The 23543-nt window shown below is 41.8% G+C and carries 24 protein-coding genes; 9 read left to right on the top strand and 15 right to left on the bottom strand.

What is annotated here, in order from left to right; all coding sequences use genetic code 11:
• Positions 1 to 167: 167 nt before the first annotated feature.
• From CHH48_RS00335 to solA, 4 genes are all read right to left on the bottom strand, one after another.
• Positions 168 to 947 carry a nucleotidyltransferase domain-containing protein gene (locus tag CHH48_RS00335; RefSeq protein WP_095217381.1) on the bottom strand — a complete coding sequence of 260 codons (780 nt, stop codon included), beginning with the start codon at positions 945 to 947 and terminating at the stop codon, positions 168 to 170.
• 87 nt (positions 948 to 1034) lie between these two features.
• Positions 1035 to 2516: a murein hydrolase activator EnvC family protein gene (locus CHH48_RS00330; RefSeq protein ID WP_095217380.1), complete on the bottom strand. Its 1482-nt coding sequence runs from the start codon at positions 2514 to 2516 to the stop codon at positions 1035 to 1037.
• 218 nt (positions 2517 to 2734) lie between these two features.
• A complete protein-coding gene (locus tag CHH48_RS19385) occupies positions 2735 to 2905 on the bottom strand; it encodes a hypothetical protein (protein WP_175074923.1) in 171 nt (56 codons plus the stop codon).
• A gap of 138 nt (positions 2906 to 3043) precedes the next feature.
• The gene (gene solA / locus CHH48_RS00325; RefSeq protein ID WP_245840419.1) at positions 3044 to 4174 is read right to left on the bottom strand and encodes an N-methyl-L-tryptophan oxidase; all 1131 of its coding nucleotides are present in this window, start codon (positions 4172 to 4174) and stop codon (positions 3044 to 3046) included.
• 186 nt (positions 4175 to 4360) lie between these two features.
• Between solA and CHH48_RS19380 the strand changes: the two genes are divergently transcribed.
• The 3 genes from CHH48_RS19380 to CHH48_RS00315 all read left to right on the top strand — a co-directional run bounded on the left by CHH48_RS19380 (position 4361) and on the right by CHH48_RS00315 (position 5381).
• Positions 4361 to 4501 carry a hypothetical protein gene (locus CHH48_RS19380; RefSeq protein WP_176466490.1) on the top strand — a complete coding sequence of 47 codons (141 nt, stop codon included), beginning with the start codon at positions 4361 to 4363 and terminating at the stop codon, positions 4499 to 4501.
• 111 nt (positions 4502 to 4612) lie between these two features.
• A complete protein-coding gene (locus tag CHH48_RS00320) occupies positions 4613 to 4891 on the top strand; it encodes a hypothetical protein (protein ID WP_095217379.1) in 279 nt (92 codons plus the stop codon).
• A 100-nt stretch (positions 4892 to 4991) separates the two neighbouring features.
• The gene (locus CHH48_RS00315; protein WP_095217378.1) at positions 4992 to 5381 is read left to right on the top strand and encodes a hypothetical protein; all 390 of its coding nucleotides are present in this window, start codon (positions 4992 to 4994) and stop codon (positions 5379 to 5381) included.
• Between the two features lie 30 nt (positions 5382 to 5411).
• On the opposite strand, the gene CHH48_RS00310 is transcribed toward CHH48_RS00315, so the two are convergent.
• Positions 5412 to 6065: a reverse transcriptase-like protein gene (locus CHH48_RS00310; protein ID WP_095217377.1), complete on the bottom strand. Its 654-nt coding sequence runs from the start codon at positions 6063 to 6065 to the stop codon at positions 5412 to 5414.
• Between the two features lie 156 nt (positions 6066 to 6221).
• Between CHH48_RS00310 and guaC the strand changes: the two genes are divergently transcribed.
• Complete coding sequence (gene guaC / locus CHH48_RS00305; RefSeq protein WP_095217376.1) at positions 6222 to 7205, top strand: GMP reductase; 984 nt, start codon at positions 6222 to 6224, stop codon at positions 7203 to 7205.
• 219 nt (positions 7206 to 7424) lie between these two features.
• On the top strand, positions 7425 to 7748 hold the full coding sequence (locus tag CHH48_RS00300) for an antibiotic biosynthesis monooxygenase (protein WP_095217375.1): 324 nt from the start codon (positions 7425 to 7427) through the stop codon (positions 7746 to 7748).
• Between the two features lie 36 nt (positions 7749 to 7784).
• Here CHH48_RS00300 and CHH48_RS00295 read toward each other — a convergent pair whose 3' ends face one another.
• The 6 genes from CHH48_RS00295 to CHH48_RS00270 all read right to left on the bottom strand — a co-directional run bounded on the left by CHH48_RS00295 (position 7785) and on the right by CHH48_RS00270 (position 17440).
• Positions 7785 to 10826, bottom strand: coding sequence for a glycoside hydrolase family 2 TIM barrel-domain containing protein (locus CHH48_RS00295; protein ID WP_095217374.1), 3042 nt, complete (start codon positions 10824 to 10826; stop codon positions 7785 to 7787).
• 24 nt (positions 10827 to 10850) lie between these two features.
• The gene (locus tag CHH48_RS00290; protein WP_095217373.1) at positions 10851 to 11675 is read right to left on the bottom strand and encodes a carbohydrate ABC transporter permease; all 825 of its coding nucleotides are present in this window, start codon (positions 11673 to 11675) and stop codon (positions 10851 to 10853) included.
• Positions 11672 to 12607, bottom strand: coding sequence for a carbohydrate ABC transporter permease (locus tag CHH48_RS00285; protein WP_095217372.1), 936 nt, complete (start codon positions 12605 to 12607; stop codon positions 11672 to 11674). Before CHH48_RS00285 ends, CHH48_RS00290 begins: the two co-directional genes overlap by 4 nt.
• A 69-nt stretch (positions 12608 to 12676) precedes the next feature.
• On the bottom strand, positions 12677 to 13951 hold the full coding sequence (locus CHH48_RS00280; protein ID WP_095217371.1) for an ABC transporter substrate-binding protein: 1275 nt from the start codon (positions 13949 to 13951) through the stop codon (positions 12677 to 12679).
• A gap of 227 nt (positions 13952 to 14178) precedes the next feature.
• Positions 14179 to 15942: a sensor histidine kinase gene (locus CHH48_RS00275; protein ID WP_095217370.1), complete on the bottom strand. Its 1764-nt coding sequence runs from the start codon at positions 15940 to 15942 to the stop codon at positions 14179 to 14181.
• 13 nt (positions 15943 to 15955) lie between these two features.
• Positions 15956 to 17440, bottom strand: coding sequence for a response regulator transcription factor (locus CHH48_RS00270; RefSeq protein WP_095217369.1), 1485 nt, complete (start codon positions 17438 to 17440; stop codon positions 15956 to 15958).
• 186 nt (positions 17441 to 17626) lie between these two features.
• Here CHH48_RS00270 and CHH48_RS19375 point away from each other — a divergent pair, with 186 nt between their 5' ends.
• Positions 17627 to 17794 carry a hypothetical protein gene (locus tag CHH48_RS19375; protein ID WP_176466489.1) on the top strand — a complete coding sequence of 56 codons (168 nt, stop codon included), beginning with the start codon at positions 17627 to 17629 and terminating at the stop codon, positions 17792 to 17794.
• A 200-nt stretch (positions 17795 to 17994) separates the two neighbouring features.
• Complete coding sequence (locus CHH48_RS00265) at positions 17995 to 18996, top strand: aldo/keto reductase (protein ID WP_245840420.1); 1002 nt, start codon at positions 17995 to 17997, stop codon at positions 18994 to 18996.
• Between the two features lie 38 nt (positions 18997 to 19034).
• Here the strand turns inward: CHH48_RS00265 and CHH48_RS00260 are convergent, their stop codons facing one another.
• The 3 genes from CHH48_RS00260 to CHH48_RS00250 form a co-directional block, all read right to left on the bottom strand.
• Positions 19035 to 19901 carry an SDR family oxidoreductase gene (locus CHH48_RS00260; protein WP_095217367.1) on the bottom strand — a complete coding sequence of 289 codons (867 nt, stop codon included), beginning with the start codon at positions 19899 to 19901 and terminating at the stop codon, positions 19035 to 19037.
• Between the two features lie 127 nt (positions 19902 to 20028).
• Positions 20029 to 20460: a GNAT family N-acetyltransferase gene (locus CHH48_RS00255; protein WP_095217366.1), complete on the bottom strand. Its 432-nt coding sequence runs from the start codon at positions 20458 to 20460 to the stop codon at positions 20029 to 20031.
• Positions 20461 to 20491: 31 nt separating this feature from the next.
• Positions 20492 to 20917, bottom strand: a complete 426-nt coding sequence (locus CHH48_RS00250) for an NUDIX hydrolase (protein ID WP_095217365.1) — start codon at positions 20915 to 20917, stop codon at positions 20492 to 20494.
• A gap of 170 nt (positions 20918 to 21087) precedes the next feature.
• Here CHH48_RS00250 and CHH48_RS00245 point away from each other — a divergent pair, with 170 nt between their 5' ends.
• The gene (locus tag CHH48_RS00245) at positions 21088 to 21771 is read left to right on the top strand and encodes an HAD hydrolase-like protein (protein ID WP_095217364.1); all 684 of its coding nucleotides are present in this window, start codon (positions 21088 to 21090) and stop codon (positions 21769 to 21771) included.
• 132 nt (positions 21772 to 21903) lie between these two features.
• Positions 21904 to 22257, top strand: coding sequence for a cupin (locus CHH48_RS00240; RefSeq protein ID WP_095217363.1), 354 nt, complete (start codon positions 21904 to 21906; stop codon positions 22255 to 22257).
• A 56-nt stretch (positions 22258 to 22313) separates the two neighbouring features.
• Here CHH48_RS00240 and CHH48_RS00235 read toward each other — a convergent pair whose 3' ends face one another.
• Entirely contained in the window at positions 22314 to 23537 is a 1224-nt protein-coding gene (locus CHH48_RS00235) for a Zn-dependent hydrolase (RefSeq protein ID WP_095217362.1), read from the bottom strand.
• Positions 23538 to 23543: the final 6 nt, after the last annotated feature.

Genomic DNA, 23543 nt, shown 5'->3' with positions numbered 1-23543 from the left:
CCTACCTAAAACATTCCAGTTCAACTTCAGAAATGCTGTTCCGCAGTGAAACGGACGCAAAAGATCTGATGCTGAAGCTTAATTCACAGACAAATAGCGATGTCCGGTGGTCGGTTCAAGCTAGTATAGATTAAAAGCCATATCCTAAGTGGATATGGCTTTTTCTTTTATGTATTTACACTAAATCCTTCTGCAACTATTTTTTGAAAAAGAGGATCAATTATCTGCCTTTCTTTTCCTTTTAAATGATTTTTTATAAAGGATAGTTCTTTTGCGAGCAGCTGAAGGATTGCTGCAGCTGCTTTCTGATGATTTGCTGGAGTGACATTTTCCAGGATTATTTTAAATTCGCTGAATATAGAGGAAGGCAGCAGCTGCTCTGCTCGTTTAAGACCAAGTTGTGCACGATCAGGCGCATAATGATGCAAAAGCATCCTGGACAGTGGATCAGTAACTTGCTGAAGCATAGCTGCTGCCCATGTACCATTTTCTCTCAGAGCAGCTTTCCGATACTGGAATAGGAACCATATCAGATCTATTACCTGGTTTCCGTATTCTTCATCTGACATCGTAAGTTTTTGTGTTCCTTTGAATTGATCCAGCAAGTGATCTGGATCATAAAGAACTCTAAAATGATCGCTTTGTTTGAACGTCTTTTCCGTTACGGTGAACAAATCCACATGAAGGAAGTCATCATAAACAACAATTAACTGTGGCGCGATAATAAATATATCTTCGTTATAAAGAACATCTTTGTATTTGGACAGCAAGGCCAATCTTTTTTTCAGGAAGTTATCCAAATCATACTCTTCTACGAGACAATATAAATCTATATCAGAATATGCGTCCTGTTCCCCTCTCCCAAAAGATCCCTTCACAAATACTGCTTTAACTTCCTTTTGATTTGCAAGAATATCTACTAGTCTATTAAGTGCTGCTTCGTGCATCAGATCCCTCCTTTTACCATTTATTCCTCCCACTTTACACTAAACTAAAAGAAACTCCAACACCCTTTAGGAGTGTTGGAGTTTCTTTTAGTTCAAATATGGTATTGGGTTCACTGCATTTGATTTACTGCCATTCCATGTACCTGTATGCAACTCGAAGTGTAGATGCTGTCCTTGAGACATGCCTGTATTCCCCATTGTTCCGATCTGCTGTCCTTGGGACACACGTTGACCTGCACTTACTTGCATAGACGTCAAGTGAGCATATACAGTCGTGTATGTTTTTCCATCAATAGAATGGCTCACAAAGATTACATTTCCGTAGCTAGAAGAATAGTAGGCTTGTGACACCGTACCAGAAGCTGCTGCCCAAATCGGCACATTTGATCCGCGTTTAGCAATATCGATTCCGTAATGGAATGTACCCCATCTTGGTCCAAAACCAGAAGTAATGCTGCCTGGTGCTGGAGTGATGAAATCACCACTGGACGCAGGCGCTTTGGTTGTTTGCTGCTTCTGTTTAGGTGCAGGATTTACCTGCTGTTTCGGCGGAGCTGATGATGCAGACTTAGAAGACGTTGACTCCGTTTCAACTGTTTGCTTTTTCTCAGCTATTTCTTTCTTTGGCTCTTGTTTTACTGTCGGCTCGCTATCAGCAGACGCAGAAGCTTTTTCTTGTTCCGCTTTGGCAGCCGCTTCTTTCTCAGCAGCTGCTACTCTAGCAGCTTCTTCCTGTTTCGCTTGCTCAGCACGCTGACGCTCTTCTTCCTTACGTGCTTCTTCCTCTGCCTTCTGCTTATCACGGTAAGCAACCTCTGCAGCAATAGCATCTTCCTGGGCTGCAAGCAATGCAGATTCCTCACTAAGACTTACAAGCTCCTCAGAAGTCAGCTCGTATTCCTTCATAACATCTGCTATAAGCTTGTCCTTCTCTTCTTGCTGGTCCGTCAAAGTTTGCTTTGTCTCTTCTAAGACATCCGCCTGTTTCTCCACACGAACAAGCTTTGTTTGACGTTCTGATTTCTTAGATTCAACATCTTTCAGATCCTGCTGCTGGGCTTCCATCAATTCCTGATCGGCTCCCATGATAGTGCTTACCGCATCGACACGGTTAAGGAAATCTGAAAAACTCTTGGATTCCATAATAACATCCAAGTATTTCACCTGACCGCCGCTTTTCTGCAAAGAATGAATCCGATCCTTCAGCAAACCGTGACGCTCTTCAATCCGAACCTCCAGGTCAGCAATTTCTTTTTTCAATGTATCGATATCTGTTTCCAAACTGGAAATCTCAGACTCTGTATCTGCTAGCTTTGTATTCGTTTCACCGATTTTGTCATCGATTTTTTCCAACTCAGTACGGAGTTTTTCAGCAGCTGCTTGCAGGTCATCCTGCTTCTCTGTCTTTTCTGATTGCTGCTCTTCATTCTCCGTTTTTTTCCGTTCGACTTCATCTCTTTGTTCATCTAAATCTTCATAGGCATAAGCAACATTACTAGATACCGGCAAGACTAGTGCAGCAGTTCCGATCACTGCAGCCAAACCGATATGCAGCCATTTTTTTTTCAAATCCGTTCCCCCTGTGAATCTATTTATTGGTTTTACATCGCCTAGTATGATTAATCTGTCATGAAATAGAAAATAAAGTAATCTCCGGAAATAGTATACTATACGAAAGTGTGACAAAACATTACAATATTATTTCAAATTTTCACCGCTAATTGTAATCTATGGTACGCTTTCCTGCAGAAAGTAAAAAAGCATGCACGATAATTGTGCATGCTCTGTCATAAAACAAATAATACGATAAATGATACGATATAAATGAATGCTAATAATAACCCCAAAATCAAGAAAGGCACCCTCATCTGCTTACTCTTTACAGCCCCATATATCAAGAGACCGACAGTAAGCAAGGCCACCGCCAAGATCAGAATCAAACGCACGCTTGGTGGCATGATACAGCATCTCCTTACAAAAAAATAAAATATATTCCTTTATTATAACATGCTAAAAAGGCACACTGCTTTGATTTATGTCCATTCTTTAACAAATGTGACCCTATAATAGTAAGAATAACTCCTTCTAACTTATATCTATATGAATCTATTTAAACGAAAAGGCCCCATATCCACCGTTAGTTCTTTCTCCATTGCCATCTCACTCAGAACCTCACCTACTGCACTGGCGAATTTGAATCCATGGCCGGAAAAACCGAGTGCGAACATGACTTCAGGGTAGTCCGGATGATAATCAATAATAAAATCTTCGTCAGGTGTCATGCTGTACATGCATGTTTTGCCTTCTCTCAGCTGAAATGAACCGCCACCCATAAATCGAGACAGGAAGCCCAGCAGTTCTTCTGCGTCGCCATCATGGAAATCCGGTCCCTTCTGATCTGGATGTATCGCCAAGCCAGTGTCATGGCGACCGATTTTTAATCCTGTCCCGCTGATATCCGGAAATCCATAATAAGTACCCATATCCGTATCAAAGCTAAAACAAGGGAATTTGTCTTCTTGAAAAGGAGCATCGGCATGCAGCCAAGCGAATGTTTTCCGAGTTACTGTAATCGGCAGCTGCAGGCCGAGCTGCGACAATACATCTCCTCCCCATGCTCCAGCTGTTACAATCAGCTTCTTTCCTCTATGTATCTCATTCTTAGTCTTTACTTCAATACTGCCTTCTTTTATTTGTACCTCTTCCACTCGCTGACCTCCTGCAAGAACGGCTCCATATGAAGCAGCGAGCTCTGCGTATCCAGCCAAAATTGGATACGTGCGCAAATAACCAGCATTTTTTTCATAAGCCCCAATATAATCGGCAGGTATAGTCAAACCTGACCAACGTTTTTTCATTAAATCTGAACTAAGTTCTTCCACGTGAAGATCATATCTTTCCCCGCTCTTAAGAACATTTTGTATAAATGGGCTCGATTCCGGACCGCAATTCAAAACTCCTGTTTCAAAAAATATGTCCTTTCCGAGCTCTTGCTCTAAATCCTTCCATAATTCTCTAGATCGGAGAGCAAATGGCACATAAGCCTCGCCTTCGCCATATGCATGACGGATAATCCTTGTTTCCCCATGGTGGCTCCCGTGGATATGAGGAGGATGATAGCTGTCCACCATCAATACTTTCTGACCTTGCTTTGCCAGCTGATACCCTGCACTCATCCCCATTGAACCAGATCCGAGAATGATGATGTCATATAGGATGCTTATCACCTCATCTTTTTAATAAATTAAGCATATCGAAAGAGGAGTTGGCGGACAACCTCTAGAAAGATAATAGTTCCGGAAAAACAGACAGCAATTTACCTAGTATAAAGGATGTGATTATGTGCCATTATACTGGAAGTGTTAACAATACAAGGTAGTAGAGAAAACCTATGGAGAAGGAGTGTGGACAAAATGGATTCCCAATTGGACAAAGCTATTCAATATATTGATAAAGTCCTTGCGGAAGGTCTTTTTGACCCGATGTCACGACAAGAAATGCTGGAAACCAAACAAAGGCTGGAACGAGCAATAAATCAGGAGAAAAGTCCCTAAAACGGCTCTAAACCAGCTTTTAAGGACTTACTGACACTGGTTGAATTAACAGAAACTATCCATTATAGTTATTTCTGACATTATTTTACCTTAGTCAGGAGCGATTTTTTAATGGAACCACAACAAAGAGACCATCAAAGCAATGGTCAAATGAGAATCATGCAATGGGTATGGACATTAGTATTGACAGGTATTCCGATTGTCAACATCATCATGCTGATCATCTGGGCAGCTGATCGTGCCAATCCAAGAAGGAACTTTGCCATTGCCACATTTATCGTAATGGCCGCAGTTATCGTAATTTATTTCATTGTCTTCATGATTTTCATGATTCTCGGTGTTGCACTATTTGAATCAGATCCAACGTATTCCGACACATACTATTATTGAGAACTTGTCAGAATGTTAACAATTCTACTGCTAGACTTCTAAAATCTGCGAAAATATCATATGATAGAGGTTGCAGACAATAATAGAGGAGTTTTTAGTCGTGACAGTACTTACGAAAACCGAAAGTCTGGATAAAGTTCTTGCTGAGATGAACATGCGTTCTAAGAAGAAGCGTGCTCGTAAGAAATTCATCAAGCAGGCAATTCAACAGCTGGCAACTGAAAACGAAACAGCTGTAGCGGAAACGCCGCTAGTCGAGACAAAAGCAGCATATGCTTATGATAAGCTTCCTGTAGGATTCATGATTAAGATCGGAAAACAGCATTTCTCTGAGGAAGCTATCTTCCGTTTCTATTACAATCAGAACCATCCTGAGGAGTATAAAAACAAAGAATTGCTGACAGAACGTTTCCAGACATTAGTGGAAGCAGCATCTGGTTCAACCAAGACTAGTTTGATTGAAGCTCTAGATCAACAGACTTCCAAATAAAAATGACCGCTCAAGCTTTTGCTTGGGCGGTTATTTTTGTATTGTGCTGTCTATTTGAATACTTTTCAAAGCCTGGCTCGCGAGCTGATCCGCTTCCTTGTTTTGCTTTCTATCCACATGGACATATTGCACCGTTAATCCAATTTTCTTCACCACATCGTCCACTTTGTCTGCCCAATATTTTAGTTCTTTTTCATAAACAGGCCACTCATCCGACATCTGATTGACGACGGTGCGGGAATCTGTATATACCTCGATATCCTGGGCTTTCACTCCTAGTTCCGACAAAACACCTATAGCAAAATGCAGTGCTGCATATTCTGCTTCGTTATTTGAGATAAGTTGTTCCATCTCTTGATTGCGACGCAAACGGTACTTCTTCTGATTTTGTTCGTAATGAATAACACAGCCAAGACCACCTCTGCCCGTTTCTTTATCAAAACCGCCATCCACATACATGCGGACATTATGCGGCTCCGTTTCCAGTTCTTTCATATAGCTGCGTAATTCTTTTATAGTCCATTCTGTCTCATATTGATCTAAGAGTTCTATTTGAGGTACTCTCCCGCTTTGCTGCATATCTTCCATCAGTAACAGCGCAGCACCTGGTGGCAAATAATCAGATAAGAATTCCGCTTCCGTCCCTTTAGGTGTGCGATATGTCATCTTCATACGTAGTTTCACTTTGTCACCCCTCTCTTCTATTCTACCCCATTTCTTTATATTTTTATTTTTTGAATAAAAACCTTTGCTTTGTTTTCTGAATTATTGTATAGTACCAAAGGGCGAACGAAATAAAAGTAACCACCAAAAATAATTCGTCTTTAGAGGGGTATAAACATGGAAAATGTATTTGATTACGAAGATATTCAATTAATTCCCGCAAAATGCGTAGTAGACAGCCGTTCAGAATGTGATACGACTGCTACACTTGGAAACCATACATTCCGTCTGCCAGTCGTACCGGCAAATATGCAGACTATCATTGACGAAAATATTGCCACTTATTTGGCTGAAAATAATTACTTCTATGTAATGCATCGATTTGAACCTGAGACAAGAGAAGCATTCATCAAAAAGATGCAGGAACAGAATCTGATTGCCTCCATTAGTGTCGGCGTTAAAGAAGAAGAATATGCTTTCGTTGAAGGACTTGCAAGCAAAGCTTTGATACCTGAATTTATTACGATTGATATCGCACACGGTCATTCCAATGCTGTTATCCGTATGATTCAACATATTAAGAAGCATTTGCCTGAGAGCTTTGTTATTGCTGGAAACGTCGGTACACCAGAAGCCGTTCGAGAGCTTGAGAACGCTGGTGCGGACGCAACAAAAGTAGGAATCGGGCCAGGTAAAGTTTGTATTACAAAAATCAAAACAGGCTTTGGAACTGGCGGCTGGCAGCTGGCAGCATTGCGCTGGTGTGCGAAAGCAGCAAGCAAACCAATCATCGCTGATGGCGGTATCCGTACACACGGTGACATTGCAAAATCAGTACGGTTCGGAGCATCTATGGTCATGATCGGCTCCTTGTTCGCCGGCCATGAGGAATCTCCTGGTGAGACGGTTGAAAAAGACGGCAAGCTTTACAAAGAATACTTCGGTTCTGCATCTGAATTCCAAAAAGGTGAAAAGCGCAACGTCGAAGGCAAGAAAATGTTCGTTGAGCACAAAGGATCTCTTCAGGATACCTTGACAGAAATGGAACAGGATCTTCAGTCTTCCATCTCTTATGCTGGCGGTACGAAATTAGAAGCAATTCGTAACGTTGATTATGTTGTTGTAAAAAATAGCATCTTCAATGGTGATAAAGTATATTGATAATGTGGGCTGTCGAGTTAATCCGACAGCCCTTTTTCATTTCATGGGGCCATACAGTTGACGCGTCAATCAGCTTTCTGAGCCAATGCTTCAGCTTCTATATAATCTCAATTCCATGCAAACAGAGCCCTCCCCATTACTGATAATCATTCTCATTGACTGTCACCTTGCTTTCTGGTAACTTTAAAGAAGAACGAGTTTTAATGAGGAGGAATTCCTATGTTTGTCAATCAAGTTATTTTCGAAGGTGCAGTCGACGCCCAAGATAAAATTATAAATAAAGTAAAGCATACGATGGAGGAGCTGACTGATGTAGCTGGCTTGTATTCAGCCGAATGCTGGAACAAAGATACAAAAAAAAGTGATACAGTCGCTTATGCTATCGTTACGAAATGGGATAAAAAAGCTGATTTCGTAGCATGGATTTCTCGTGAGTCTCATGTCGCAGAGCACCGTGCTATGCGTAAAGAGAAACAAGACAAAGATCCAGCACCAGTCATGACGAAAACATTACTGCAATATGAAGAAGCAAGCTTCGCATAATACAAAACCCCCTCTGCCTGAGCAGAGGGGGTTTCTTTATGCTCTTTTGATGGTAAAAGTGAAGCTGTGATCTCCATCAGAGGTTAGCGTATGTTCAGGATGTACCGGAGCTCCCCAGCTATCGTCTCCCCCTACACCCATCTGTTTACCGGAAACAGTCAGCACAGTATAGTGTACCGGCGGAAGTTCATAAGCATGGTTCGCTTGCTCAATCTCCAATGCTGTATGAGGAGATGCATTGCATGTAATCGGCATATTATCAGCATCCAGTTCTATCCCGCTGCCTTTTTCATTCGTAAGCTTAAGCCAGCGAACTCCCGTCCTTGTGCCCGATTCCTGTGGTCGGACATATGCAGTACCATTCGTTTGAACAGTATTCTGAAAGCGGCTGAGCCTCGCTCCGTGATTTCTATCTGCATAGTTCTCTTCCGGACCCTGTGCAAACCAGTCCAGATTGCTATATGCTGCAGACGTACGGAAAGTGAGGGCAAATGTCGGCAGATCTGGTAGACCTTCTGCCCCTTGGTACACTGCTTTCACACGGATAGCGCCATCTGGGAACACAGAATAGATAGTCTGTACTTGCAGCTTTTCTGCTATTGAAAAAGTATAGGTGAATGTCACATCCACTTGTTCTGTTCCGATATCCAAAGCTACATCCGTACACTTCCTTGCTACACTGGCTGCCAGCCAGATTCCGGCTGTATAGCTCTGCTGATATCCATTATCATTATCCGTGCTTGCACGCCAGAATGTCGGATGAGGTGGTGTCTCAATTAGTTCCTCTCCGTCATAACGAAGCGACGTCAAACTGCCAGCAGCTTTAGAGAACTGAACGCTGAAGTCATCACCATGTACACCGATGTTCACATCACCTTCGACGACGCGGAGTTTACCCGTAACTTTAGGGGTTTTTGTTTTACTTTCCCAAACATATTGCCCGAATGCAATCTCGTATCCTGCATCTGCCCATAATGCTGCTTCACGCAGTCTCATGCTGGCATCGATTGTATATGTCCCAGGTTCTGCTAGAACGCTCGCTGGAATATCTATCTCGTATTCTGCTTGTTGACCAGCCGGAACACTCTGTTCAATGCTCTGTTCATAAGAGCTTTCCCCTTCTCTTCGCACTGTCAATACCAACTCATAAGCACTTGTATCAGCAAAGAGATTTTCATTGTGCAACACTATTTTCTTATCATCTATATCCAGCTTGATATTCTGATAAAGATATTTCACTTCCTGCATTTTCGGAGAAAGTTTACGATCGGCAAAGACAATGCCATTTGTACAGAAAATATAATCCGACGGTCGGTCATGGAAGTCACCGCCGTAAGCTAAGAATTCCTGCCCGTAACGATTCTTTTTCAGTAATGCCTGATCCATGTAATCCCAGATAAAACCGCCTTGGTACATCGGATAGACATTTTCCAAATTCGTATATTTGTACATCCCGCCTAACGAGTTGTTCATGGCATGGGAATATTCACAGCTGATAAATGGTTTCTCCGGATCATTTTCCAGATACTCTATAATGTCATCAACTTTGGCATACATCCGGCTTTCCATGTCACTTGCTTCGTCATACTCCCGCGCGTGGAACACACCCTCATAATGTACAAGCCTGCTCGGATCCTTTTCTCTGAAGTAGTTCGCCACATTGACGAAGACTTCTCCAGCATATGATTCATTACCGCAGGACCAGATTAGAATTGATGGGTGGTTTTTATCCCGTTCCAACATAGATACAGCACGGTCCATAACGATATCTTGCCACTCAGGCAAATTGCCTGGGACGTTCCAGGAAGGCTCCACCTGTCCAAGCTTCTGCCAAGAACCGTGCGATTCCAAGTTCATCTCATCAATAACGTATAGACCATACTCATCACATAACTCATACCATCTAGTCTGGTTTGGATAATGAGAAGTCCGAACAGCATTGATATTGTGCTGCTTCATCGTTTTGATATCCCACAGCATATCTTCTTCGGTAACGACCCTTCCTGATCGTGCATTGAATTCATGTCGATTGACACCTTTAAATACAACTCGTTTACCATTCAAGCACATCACTTTGTCGATCATCTCGAAACGGCGGAAGCCGACGGTCTGAGGTATGACTTCGACAAGCTGTCCTTCCTCATTGAAAACTTGCAGGTAAAGGGAATATAGATTAGGATCTTCCGCACTCCATAGTTCCGGTGTTTCAACATTGAACGCAACGACAGCCGTCTGGTCTTGGAACAATCCTTCTGCTTCCTGCACCAAGCTGCCATGTTTGTCATATAGACTTCCTGTTATCTTCGCACCCGCAGGGATCGTCTCTTGGAATAGCATCGCTGCTTTCAAAGAACCTTTCGAATACGAATCATCCAACCTCGCTTGTACAGACAGATCAAAAACATGAAGCTCTGGTGTTGTATAGAGATACACATCACGGAAAATACCAGAGAAGCGCCAGAAATCCTGGTCTTCTAGCCAGCTGCCTGTGCTGCGCTGGTACACTTCTACCGCCAATTTGTTCTCGCCAGACTGGAGATAAGATGTCAGGTCGAACGCAGCCGGTGTAAAACTATCCTCGCTATAGCCGACAAATTGACCATTCAGCCAAACGTAGAATGCAGACTCCACACCTTGGAACGAGATATACAGTGGCATGTTCTCCATATGCTTTGGCACGGTGAAATGTCTCACATAGCTGCCGACAGCATTATCCTCCATCGGTACTTGAGGCGGTCGAATATCATGAATACCATCCCATGGATACATCGTGTTCACATATTGCGGTGTTCCGTAGCCTTCCAGCTGCATATGAGCTGGAACGGAGATGGAATCCCATCGGCTGCAGTCGTATGATGCATTGTAAAAATCCGCAGGCCGAGCACTAGGATTCTGAGCGTAATGGAATTTCCATTTCCCATTCAAGCTCTGGCGCCAAGGCATATCCTTCTTTACCTTAGCCTGTTCCAACGATTCAAAATACACATGATCCGAATGAGCAGGCACACGATTCACCGCGAACACACTCGTATCCGAAAGCCAATCCAAACTTGGAGTTACAGTTGTATTGATTGTCATATTCTCTTCCTCCCTCTTTATCTGTTACTTCACGGAACCCATCATTCCTGCTACGAAATGCTTCTGCATAAAGAAGAATATAATCGCTGTTGGCATTGTAGCAATAACGATTGCCATCATGATCATGCCGTAATCCGGCGAGTAGCTGGAACCAAGATTAGAAATGAGCAATGGTATCGTTTGGTTTTCAGGAGATTGCAAGACAACTAGTGGCCAGAGGTAGTTATTCCAGCTAGCCATAAATGTAATAATGGCTGCAGCTGCATATGTCGTCTTCATCGTCGGTACATATATTCGGAAAAAGATGCCAATCTCCTTCAATCCATCAATCCGGCCCGCTTCCAAAATTTCTTTTGGAAACATCTTTGTACTTTGTCGGAAGAAGAAAATCAGAAATGCCGTGGTGATAGTCGGCAAAACAACCGCCGATAAAGTATCAATTCCGATAAACGGCAATACCGGTGTGATGCTACCGAACATACGGAACAAGGGCACCATCAAGGCAGCAAATGGAATCATCATGGACAGCAGCAAGATATTGAATACGATATCTTTTGCTTTGCTGCGGTAAATTTCAAATCCGTACCCCGCCAAAGACGCAATCAGCAAGCTAAGAACTGTTGTAGCAACTGCAATAATGGCAGAGTTCGTTAATGCGGGTACCAAATCAACTGTTTGGAGCAGGTTCTTAAGGTTCTCAATAAAATGTCCACCCGGCAGCAATTTCCCCCTTGTTACGTCAGAAGATGTGTTTGTCATGCTGACAACCATCCAGTAAAACGGGAAGATAGAAATGATCGCGCAGATGCTAAGGAACAGATAACCAATTACTTTGTTGGATAGTTTCATTTCTTTTCGCCTCCCGCTTTGAATTGGATGATCGAGAAGATAACGATCAGGATTACGATGGCATAAGATACAGTAGCAGCGTAACCAAAGTCAGGCGTATATTTAAAGGACAAGTTATAAATATATTGGGAAATGGTCATGGTTGAATTTCCTGGTCCGCCGGCTGTTATGTTCATGACCTCATCGAACAATTGCAGTGTTCCGATAGTCGATGTGATGGATGTAAATAATATGATTGGCTTTAGCATCGGAATGGTTATTTTGAAGAACTGCTGAATAGCGGAAGCTCCATCAATTTTTGCTGCTTCATAAATGGATTGATCCACGTTTTGAAGAGCAGATAGATAAAAGATCATATTGTAGCCAGTCCATCTCCATGTGATTGCCAATATAATAGTGATTTTCGCCCAAAACGGATCGGTCAGCCACTGGACAGGCTCAGAGACAAGATTGATTTTCATCAGCGTCATATTCACGATGCCATCTGGTGCAAACAAGTACTTGAACACAACTGAGTAAGCAACAAGAGACGTTACACAAGGTAAGAAAATGGCGGTACGGAAAAAACCTTTCCATTTTAGTGTCTTATTGTTCAGCACAACAGATAGGAATAATGCCAGTAGAATCATGACTGGTACTTGGATGATCAAATAGATGACCGTATTCTTTACCGTTGTCAGAAACACAGGATCCTGGAATAGTCGGATATAATTCTCGAATCCGACAAATGACAGATTTACGCCTGTTCCAGATTGGAACGACATTATCAATGCTTGCACCATCGGGTAGAAATAGAAGATTCCAATTAACAGTGAGGCTACGGCAACGAATGACCAGCCGATCAATGTATTTTTTAGTCGGAGAGAACGAGCTGGACGCGGTGCTGGTTTTTTTGCAAGTTTTTCCGGTCCGAGTTTTTCAGGGATGTTCATAAATTTGGACTCCTTTCTAAAGAAGCCCCGGGAGGCAGCATGTGTTCGCGGCATCCCAGGGCACTTGGATTACTTCGCTTGCTGTTCTGCCAGCGATTGTGCGTTTTCCATCACCGTATCTAAATCTTCGCCCTGCAAATATTTCTGGATTTCATTCGCAAGGATATCCTCGATCACATACGTATGAAGACCGTAATTGACCTGTGGAATTTCTTCTGTCCAAGCTGCGAAATCAGACATTATCTTCTGACCGCCAAAGAATTCATCTTCTGCTTGGTAAGCATCTCCTTCTGCTGCAGGCTGATAGGTTCCGACACCGCCTACTTCTTCAACAAACTGCTGATGGAAATCACCATCGGCACCGAATGTCTGCCCTAAGAATTCAGCTGCTTTTTCTTTACCTGGGATGTTCAGTACATACCAGGAGCTACCGCCCAAGTTTGATGCATTTACTGATTCCATGCCAGGGAGCTTAGGAAACGGTGCTACGGCCCATTTACCTGATTGGGATGCTTCCGCTTTAACGGAAGGTGTGATCCAGTTTCCGCTTGGCAGCATGGAAATGTCTCCATTATTAATCGTGGCAATATACTGACTCCAGTCTGCATGCGGTTTTACCAAGTCTGCATCGATCATTTCCTTATATAGACGGAATGCTTCTTTCAGCGCATCATTATTAGCGATATTCGGTGTTACACCATCTTCCTCCAAATACCACGCACCACTTGTCTGGATCATCATACGCAATAGACCAAGATCTTTTGGATCCTGCGTGATCATTTGCTTGCCTGTAGCATCCTTGACTGCTGTACCAATTTCAATCACTTTCTCCCAATCAGCATCCTGTAGATCATCGATGCTGTAGCCTGCTTCTTCCAAGTAGTCAGTTCGTACATACAAACCAGCTACACCAGAATCGAAAGGAACTCCATACTGCTTGCCTTCGAAGCTAGTTGGCGGCTGTTTGTACTTTGCAAAGTCATCGATTGAGATTGCATCGTCTACCGCGTAAAACATATCCGGATAAGACTGCAAGAAGCTTTGTGCACGATAGTCCTCAATCAAAACGACATTCGGAAGACCTTTCGTTGTCCCAGAGCTGAGACTTGTGTTCAGCTTTTGGATGATATCATCCTGTGCGTACTCGATAATTTCCACATTCAGCTCACTGTTTTCTTCTTGATAAGCTGTTTTCGCAAGCTCCGCTGCTTTTATATTGAAGTTTGGATCCCATGCCCAAACTTTGATATCGTTCGTATCTGCATCTGCTTCCGAGCCGGAACCCGAAGAACACGCAGACAGAACGAGCAAACTAACAAATAAAAGTGCTAAAAACTTCTTCATCGTGTTTACCCCCTCATTTTTGTAAGCGCTGTCTTTCTGGTTAAATCTTAGCATGCGTCCGCTATCTTCTGTTAGGAATTTATTGAGTCAAACTAGGATTTAATCTCTATATTGATAACGCTTTCATTATGATGAATTAGGATTATTTTTTGTTATTTGTATTTTTTCTCTTGTTTTTTTCTTATACCGATCTCTAAAGTCGACAGTATAGACGGCCAGCTATGGGATTAAATTACATCTCTTTCATCTTCTTTTACTGCAGGCAGTCTTAACCTCACTTTCGTACCCTGCCCTGTCTCACTGGTGATGGACACACCATAATTTGTCCCATATAGAAGCTGCATTCGTTCATGCACATTTTTAACTCCTATACCGGAAAACAGTTGTCGATTGCGGTTCGTATTGGGCAGATCTTTACAAGCTGCCATCCCATCGCCATCATCGGCTATTTCACATACAAGATCGTCTGCTTCTTTCCATACAAGCACCGAAATTGTACCTTTAGCCTTTTTATTGAAAGCATGGAAAAATGAGTTCTCGATAAAAGGCTGCAATATCAGCTTCGGAATAAGATAGTCCAAACAATCAGGAGACACCATGAACTGTACCTGAATCCTATCCCCGTATCTTTTTTGATTGATTAGCACATAGTTTTTTAAATTCTGTAGTTCCAACTCTACGGTAACTGATTCATCAACGTTGCCGATTGTATTTTGCAAAAGAGTAATGAATGCATCAATCGTTTTTTCAGCTTCTTCTCTTTCCCCCATCATGACCAGGAACTTGATGGAAGCCATTGTATTATAGAGGAAATGCGGATTAATTTGCTGCTGCAATGCAGCCAGCTCAGCATGGCGCTGCTGTTTTTGCGCTTCGATGAGTTTTTCTACATACACTTGGAGTTCATCCATCATGCTGTTGAAAGCAAGACCAATTTGGTTTGTTTCGTATGTACCTTCATATACGAGGCGCCGCTTGAGTCCTTTCTGTGGTACTGCTTCAATGTCTTTAACAAGTTTCGATAGGGAGTTGGTCAGCCGCTTCGTAACAAGGAAAACAATGATTAGAGCAAGAACAACAACACCTATAAGCAATAATGCAATTTGCTTTGTATCAATCAGATTGCCTACAGCGGTCTGCTTATCCACCATATTTATAAGGTACATATCAAAATAAGGCAGATATTCTGCCAGCATAATTTGATTTGTATCCTGAAACTTGACCTCCCGGTATGTTTCTCCGTCAGTTTGCATATTCTCCGCTTCCTGACTAAGCTCTGGAAGCGATTGTCCAATTACATTCGTTAAACTGCTTGAGACCACTTTGCCGTTTTGATCCAGCACATAAAAATCATTCCCCGGCTTTACATAGTCTGTGTAAAAGGAACGCAGCTGCCCCTCTTTAATCGGAAAGTACACCGCACCATAGGATTGATCTGTTTCCCGATCAAGTAGAGCCTTCGCCGCGATCACGTAATTATCAGATGCTTCTCGTGAATCCTGAAAATAAAGCAGCTTGTTCGGCTCCTTGATAATCGTTTCCGTAATGTCATGGTTACGAATATCTGTTGGATTAGTAGGCCAATACGTAAAGTTCGTCCTGTATGAGATTGCATCCTGATCAGCGATTGCAATTTCTACGTTTTGATCACCTAGCTGTTCCCGTAGATGATCAATTTGGCTCATCACGAGGTAAAGACTCATGATACGCTCATTATCCGGCTCCTTCTCTGATAAATAAGCCTCAATTGTGCTGCTCTGACCGATATCAGTAGCAGCCATTACAATGCTGTAATTCAACTCCTCGAAATCATATTGAATTTGATCGATTATTTGCGAATTGGTGATGCTGAACTTCTCAACGAAGAATTGTTCAGCCATTCGAATAGTCGTAAGTATTACGGTGATAGCTACTAAAATAATAAGTGCAACTGTTATAAGGAACATCTTCATAAACAGGCCATTAGGCTGAAGCTGGTCTTTAATCTTCATCAGCTATTCCTCCTCAGCTCATTATCCGTTTTCGCCGGTATTGCGAAGGAGAATAGCTCGTTTGCTTTTTAAAAACACGACAAAAATAACTATGATCTGAGAAACCGACCTGCTCACTTATCTTTGAGATAGGGATATCGTTTTGTCTAAGCAAGGTAATAGCTGCCTCAATCCGGACACGATTAAGATACTCGCTGAACCCCTCCTTACTATTCGTGGAAAAATAATTAGATAAATAAGAAGGGCTGAAATGGAAATGGTTCGCAATATCAGATAATGATAACGATTCATGATAATGCGCCTTGATATAGTCTGTCAGTTTCCGCATATGTCCCTGTCCTTCTTCTGTTTCCACAATCCGCTTTACTTCCTTCAAGAATGATTCAACCGTCTGATTGGCTGCATAAACATCAGTTGACTGGCCAACTTGTTGGAAATACGTATACTTCTTTTTCTCCAGCTCCTCTGTCTGATAATTCATATTGCCAAGCAGTACAATTAAATTGAACATAATATTATTAAGAAATGCTTTATATTCGACGATATCTTGTTGGTAATCAAGCACCATCTGCCCGATATGTTCCTCTAAATAAGAAAAAGCCTCTTGAAAATTGTCCCTTTTGCACTCTTCAATAAAGCGATCTAATTGAAACACCTTTCTCTCACCAGGCGGAAGCGGCAAGATAGCTTCAGACAGATACAACTTCTCCGGAAAGAAGAACCGATAACTCTCCAACTTTTCGATTTCCTTTTGCTTTCCTTTCAGTTCTAAAAGGTCATCGAAAGCTCGTGTACTGCAAACAGAACTTGATTTAGGTAATCGTGAAATTACATCTTCACTAAACATTTGGTTGCCATTCCACAAGTAAATATGTAGATTTGAAGTTGTTAAAATTGATGTCAGGTTTCCATCTTGATTAGCAATATATTCATGGAACGGCTTACCAGTTTTATCAGCTTCAAGACTATAGCTTAGTACTTGAAAATACTTATATGGAAAATAAGATGTTTCTTCTTCCTCAAAAGAGACATCTGTTCCCTCATAAAGACATCTTAATTTATCCTTTAATGTTTGCTCATGCTCTCCCTCACTGCTGAGATGAAACCCTTCCAATTGTCCTGTCGCAAGGCGCAGAGCCTTTAGCAACACTTCTGCATTCAGCTTTGGTTTAAGAATATAGTCGATAACTCCGTTCTGAAAAGCACTTCTTACATAATCGAATTCACTGAAGCTGCTCAATACGATCAGTCCGATATGCGGATATTTTTCATTTACAATCCTCGTCAAAGCTTCTCCGTCCATAATCGGCATGACGACATCTGTAATAACAATATGTGGGTTCAGCGATTCGATCAGTTCCAAAGCTTCTTTTCCGTTTGAAGCCTCCCCTACTATTGTGAACCCTTCCTTCTCCCAATTCAGGTAGTGTTTGATACCTTGTCGGATAAGAATTTCATCATCGACAATTAATGTCCTGCACAATCCCTTTGTATCCAAAATGCATGACACCCCTTTATCAAGTCTCTGCTTGATCCTTATTGGAAAGCGCTTTCTTTTATAGTGTTCCGGATCTTAACATTTGTCAAGGTGAGTTAGCTTGAACATGCTCTGAATAACACGTTTTGTTAGTAAATTATGATAAGATGAATATAACCTATTTTTTCCAAAAGGGAGAGATGACTGTTGACACTGCGGGAACGACGGAGAAAACGAAAAAGGGAAGCTGATCCGAATCACAAATGGGATATTCTCGATATTCTGCTTTGGGTACCAGAGCTACTGTTTTTGCCTTTTCGCCTACTCCTATGGATCGGCCGCGGCATTTTGCGTTTATTCCAAATCGGACCTTGAAAAGGAGAAAATCTATGGGAAATACGATCACACTCTTGATTATAATCTTAGCAATTGGCAGTACTATCTATTTCGGTATCCGCTCACTATTCCGGCGTTTTGGCCCTAAATGATAACCTTGCTCATGTGTTTTGTTTTCCAAAAGACGGGAACACAATTTCCAAAAGCACATGAGAAAGGAATGACTTAACTTGAAGAAAGTGACACTTGGAACAAGTGATTTGGAAGTAACACAAATTGCTTTAGGAACATGGGCCATGGGAGGATATTTGTGGCAGCGTGAACCAGATGAGGACAGTGCCAAACATACCGTCCATGCTGCACTCGACCAAGGCATCAATTTAATCGATACTGCCCCTGATTATGGGCTCGGAAGATCAGAGGAATTTATCGGCAAAGCACTGCAGGAATCAAGCATACCTCGTGACAAGCTCGTCCTGGCCGGAAAGCCTGGAGTCAATTGGACTGATGACAAGCAACTGTTCCGTGATATGCGTCCAGAAAATGTGGAAAAGGAACTGGATCTGACCCTGAAGCGTTTAGGAACTGATTATCTGGATCTATATCAAGTGCATTGGCCTGACCATGAAATTCCTATGGAAGAGCTCGCCGGCGTTATGAACAACTTACACAAAAAAGGTAAAATTCGAGCTATCGGAGTCAGTAATTTTACACCACAGGAAATGGAGGCCTTCCAGCAAGAAGCACCACTTCATGTCACGCAAAATCAGTTCAACATGCTGCAGCGCGGCCTATGGGATTGGTTTGATTACGCAAAACAGCATAATATCGGCGGTTTAGCCTGGGAACCAATGTCACATGGCTTGCTGGCAGGGGCACTAACGAAGTCCACTACATTTTCAGAAGATGACTTCCGTTCTTCACACCCATTATTTGAAAGTGGCAGATACGAAGCAGTCCTTGATGCGGTCGAGCAATTGAAGAACTTCGCCGCGAGCCGTGATAAGACAATCGCTCAATTAGCGATGTGCTGGGTACTTGAACAGGACGGGGTAGATGTAGCTATCTGGGGTGCATATACGCCAGATCAGCTGGATGAAGTCACAGGTGTTGAGGACTTGACTCTCAGCAAGGAAAATCTGCTTGCCATCGACCAAATTCTGAAGCTGCATATTGACGATTGGAGTGCCAACTATTTGGATGCCTATGCACCATCAGAAAGATCACAAGTGAACGCATAAAAAAGAAGCACCAGCAAGCTGGTGCTTTCTTCATACAATCAGGATGATGTCCACTGTCCTCCATTGATATGAATTGTCTGACCTGTCATATAGGAGCTCTCATCAGAAGCAAGCATCACATAAGGCCATGCGTGTTCAGAAGGTTGACCTGGTCGTCCCATCAAGTTGCTTTGTCCGAAGCTTTCAATATGGTCTGCCGGTATGGAAGCTGGGATAAGCGGTGTCCATACCGGACCAGGTGCAACAGAATTCGCACGGATTCCTTTGCTTGCCAGGCTCTGCGCAATACTGCGGATCCAAGCTGTAATAGCACCCTTCGTTGCCGAGTAATCCATGAAGATGGCATTGCCCTGAAAAGCATTTATGGAGGAAGTCGCGATGATGGAATCACCTTCCTTCATATGTTTGACACTCGCCTTCGTCAAATAGAACAAAGGATAGAAGTTTGTGCGGAACACTTCATCAAATTGTGCACTTGAGATATCCAGCACATCGTCAACTACATATTGGATAGCTGCATTGCTCACCAAGATATTAAGCTTGCCAAACTTCGCAACTGTCTTCTCTACTAAATCGACACAATGCGCTTCATCTTTGATATCACCGGGCAGCAACAAGCATTTTCTTCCTTCTGCTTCAACCAAACGCTTCGTCTCTTCTGCGTCCTCTTGTTCATCAAGATAGGAGATAGCAACATCTGCGCCTTCTTTCGCATACAAAATTGCTACCGCGCGACCAATCCCAGAATCGCCGCCAGTGATCAGCGCCGCTTTATCCTGCAGCCGACCTGCTCCTTTGTAATTATGCGGCTGATGCGGCAGCGGCTCCATCCGTGCTTCAATACCAGGCTGCCGATCCTGTTCCTGTTTTGGCGTACCGTCTGTTTGCATATCTTTTGGTTCCATGATCAAGTCTCCTTTACTGAAGTTATGTCATGGATACTTGTTCCACTTTTGAGTGATGATGAAACAGGACGACTAGACAAAATGGATACGCTCATAACTCCTAAACCAAACATATTAACTGGGTATTCTAATATGTAGTTGACTTAACAAATAGCTCTTGAGAATTCACATTTTCATAACCAATTCCCCTATAGAAATTATGGGCATCAACACGTTGGCTGCCAGAACGAAGCCTTATTTCCTGGTATCCTTTAAGTCTTGCCCATTCCTCGCACTTTTTCATTAGGTGAGCACCTATACCTCTTTTACGATAATGTTTATCTACCACAAGACCGCCAATTTCTGCATACTGCAATTCAATTAAATGCTTCCCATAGATGTGAACCCATCCGGATAGGTTATTTTCACTTTCCTCCGATACAAATACTTTGTGATTGCTTGACTGCAATAGAAAGATTAGACGCTGCGATATTACATCTATTTCAACTAGATATCCCAACTGAATAGTTAAGCGCGCTACTTCTTTAGCATCTGAGAATTTCAGCTCTCTTAGATTCATTCCGATTCCTCCATTGAAACAACATAAAGTATCAATTCGCTGCAAGTTTCTTCTCTGCCAACTGAATATTCTCCTTTAAATATGCTGGAGTTTCCTTCTGAGAAATAATTTCATGTGTCGTCATCCACATCACTTCTCCCACCTCTTCTTCGCTCTTTGCATAAGGTTCACCTGTTACTTCCTGACAAAGAAAAACAATATCAATAACGTGTGTCCCCTTACCCGTAACAAAAGAGGAGCTGTTCACATAAATAAGGTCATCTACTTCAATGCCTACTTCTTCATAGATTTCACGCTTCAGCGATCTTTCCAATATATCAGAGGACATGCCTTCCAAGTCACACTTACCGCCAACCATGGATAGGCATCCTGCCGCATGCTCTTCTTGCTCACTCCTTCTGATCATCAACCATTTACCATTTCGATAGATAGCACCTTCTACATTGACAACAAACATCGAGAATCCCCCTTATAAAGGCTTATATCTTTTGGTATATAATACCATCTATTGCAATCGAAACTGACATTTGAGCACGAAAAAATTCAGGCTTTTACAACCATTAAGCTACCTGAATGATACAATTATAGTATACTATTCCAAAATATAGAGCACGGAGTGATAGAAATATGAAAACCTCAGTAATATTTGATATGGATGGTACCCTCTTTCAAACGAATAAGATACTAGAATTATCTCTTGATGAGACATTCTGTCACTTGCGATTATTGAATCTATGGGATGCTGATACCCCAATTGATACATACCGAAAAATTATGGGAGTCCCACTGCCTACAGTATGGGAAACCCTGCTTCCTGAACATTCGAATGAAATTAGAAAGCAAACAGATATTTATTTCCTAGAAAAACTTGTGGCTAATATCAAGAGCGGGAATGGTGCTTTATATCAGAACGTGCATGAGATTTTCCGTTTTTTGAAAGAGAATGACTGTGATATCTTCATTGCTAGTAATGGCCTAACTGAATATCTTCAGACCATTGTAACTTATTACAATCTAGACAAGTGGGTAACAGAGACATTCAGTATTCAACAAATCCATACACTTAACAAAGGGGACTTAGTCAAATCAATAATAGATAAATATGACATTAAGGCAGGCGCAGTCGTAGGTGACCGCATTTCCGACATTAGTGCTGCAAAGGATAATGGATTAGTTTCAATTGGTTGTAACTTCGATTTTGCAAATGAGACAGAATTAGCTCATGCTGACTACATAATTAATAATCTTAATGAGCTTCAGAGATTAATAGATAAAATTGATTTAGACTCAGGTAGAATTAGTAAAATCTAAAAATAAGAGGTTTCTATAACTACTGATTTTTATTGCTATGAAGTACTAAGCGGAAAAACTCCAGATTCAAAGCCTCTGCATTGGCATGTTGCGTCTGCCAAACCTTGAGATAGTAAAACAAGGAGATGAATAATGAAAATATATAAATATACAAAAGAATTCGGTAAGCAGATCACTCAATTCGATTCAAACTTTACGATGACTCAAATTGTGAAGATGGATAATCATACCCATATCGGCTGTATGCATCTAGAGGAAAACGGACATGTCGGAAATCACCAAGCTGTTACTCCTCAGCTTTTACTTATTATAAATGGAGAAGGTTTTGTTAAAGGGAATGAAAATATGTTCAAAAAAGTATGTGCAGGAGATGCAGTATTTTGGGATAAAGGAGAATGGCATGAGACGATAAGTGACAATGGGCTTACTGCTTTTGTGATTGAAAGTGAAAATCTTTCTTCTTCCTTACTATCTCATCTAATATAGGAACCCTGTTCTGGGTTCCTATCGGCCGCTGCATATAACACTAATTTCCTTTCTGCTTACGCCCATTTTAGAATTTCCATTTCCAATAAGCTAACGCCTATACCAATCTGCTCAATTTCTGTATATTCGTTACGATGGTGACTTAAGCCGTTCTTGGAAGGGACAAAGATTAATCCTGTAGCACAAAGCATCGCCATATTCATCGCATCATGTCCAGCTCCACTCGACATTTGCATATATGTATATCCTTTTTGCTCACAGCTTTCAGCCAAGGATTGAATAACTTCTTTATTAAGATTGATAGGATGCTCATGACTCAACTCTTTATATTCGATACTAATATTGCGCTTCTCCTCTACTTGTTTAATTGAAGTAAATAATCTTTCAATAACTCTATTCTTTGAATCAAGAGAAGTTCCTCGTATGTCGATTTTCATTGTCGCTAAATCTGGTATCACATTCATTGATCCAGGTTTTACTTCACATGCACCTACTGTTGCCACTGTTCCATTACCAGATTCTGTTTTTGCGGCCTGCTCCAGTTGCAATGCTATTTCCGCTGCACCCAAAAAGGCGTCCTTTCGATAGTGCATTGGTGTTGTTCCTGAGTGTGATGCTTGTCCTTTTATATTTATTTCAAATCGTGTAGGCGCAGCAATTCCTGTAACTATGCCAATCTGTTTTAATTGCTTTTCTAATACTGGTCCCTGTTCGATGTGCAATTCAAAGAACACTTTAAAGTCCTGTTTCTTACGAATACTTCTTTGTATCTCCTTGAAGTTAAGGGAACATTCAGAAAATATATCGGAAATAGATTTCCCTTCACTATCCCTTAGATCAGCTATAGAATCATTTTCTAATAAACCAGCCATTGCCTTGCTGCCTATTGTAGAAACACCGAATCTTGAAGATTCTTCACATGCAAATGCAATGATCTCAATGGGATGTTTTGTTTCAATCCCTTTATCATTCAAGCTGCGAATGACCTCAAGAGCTGCGATAACACCTAATGTACCATCATATCTCCCACCTTGGATTACTGTATCTAAATGGGAACCGCATGCTACGACCGGAAGATCCGGATTACTGCCTTCCCTACGTGCTATCACATTTCCACAAGTATCAATTCGAACATCCATTCCTTCTTGTCTACAAAGATTGCTAAAAAGTTCGGCTGCTTGTCGCTCTTCTTTGGAATAGGCTAAGCGTGTTACTCCCTCTTTTGAATGACCAAATTGATTGATTTTATGTAATGTCTTCTCTAAACGTTTTAAATCCATATTTCC

Source organism: Terribacillus saccharophilus (assembly GCF_002272075.1).
Taxonomy (GTDB): Bacteria; Bacillota; Bacilli; order Bacillales; family Amphibacillaceae; genus Terribacillus; species Terribacillus saccharophilus_A.
The sequence above is the reverse complement of the archived record's forward strand: the minus strand, read 5'-3'. Positions and strand labels throughout refer to the sequence as shown.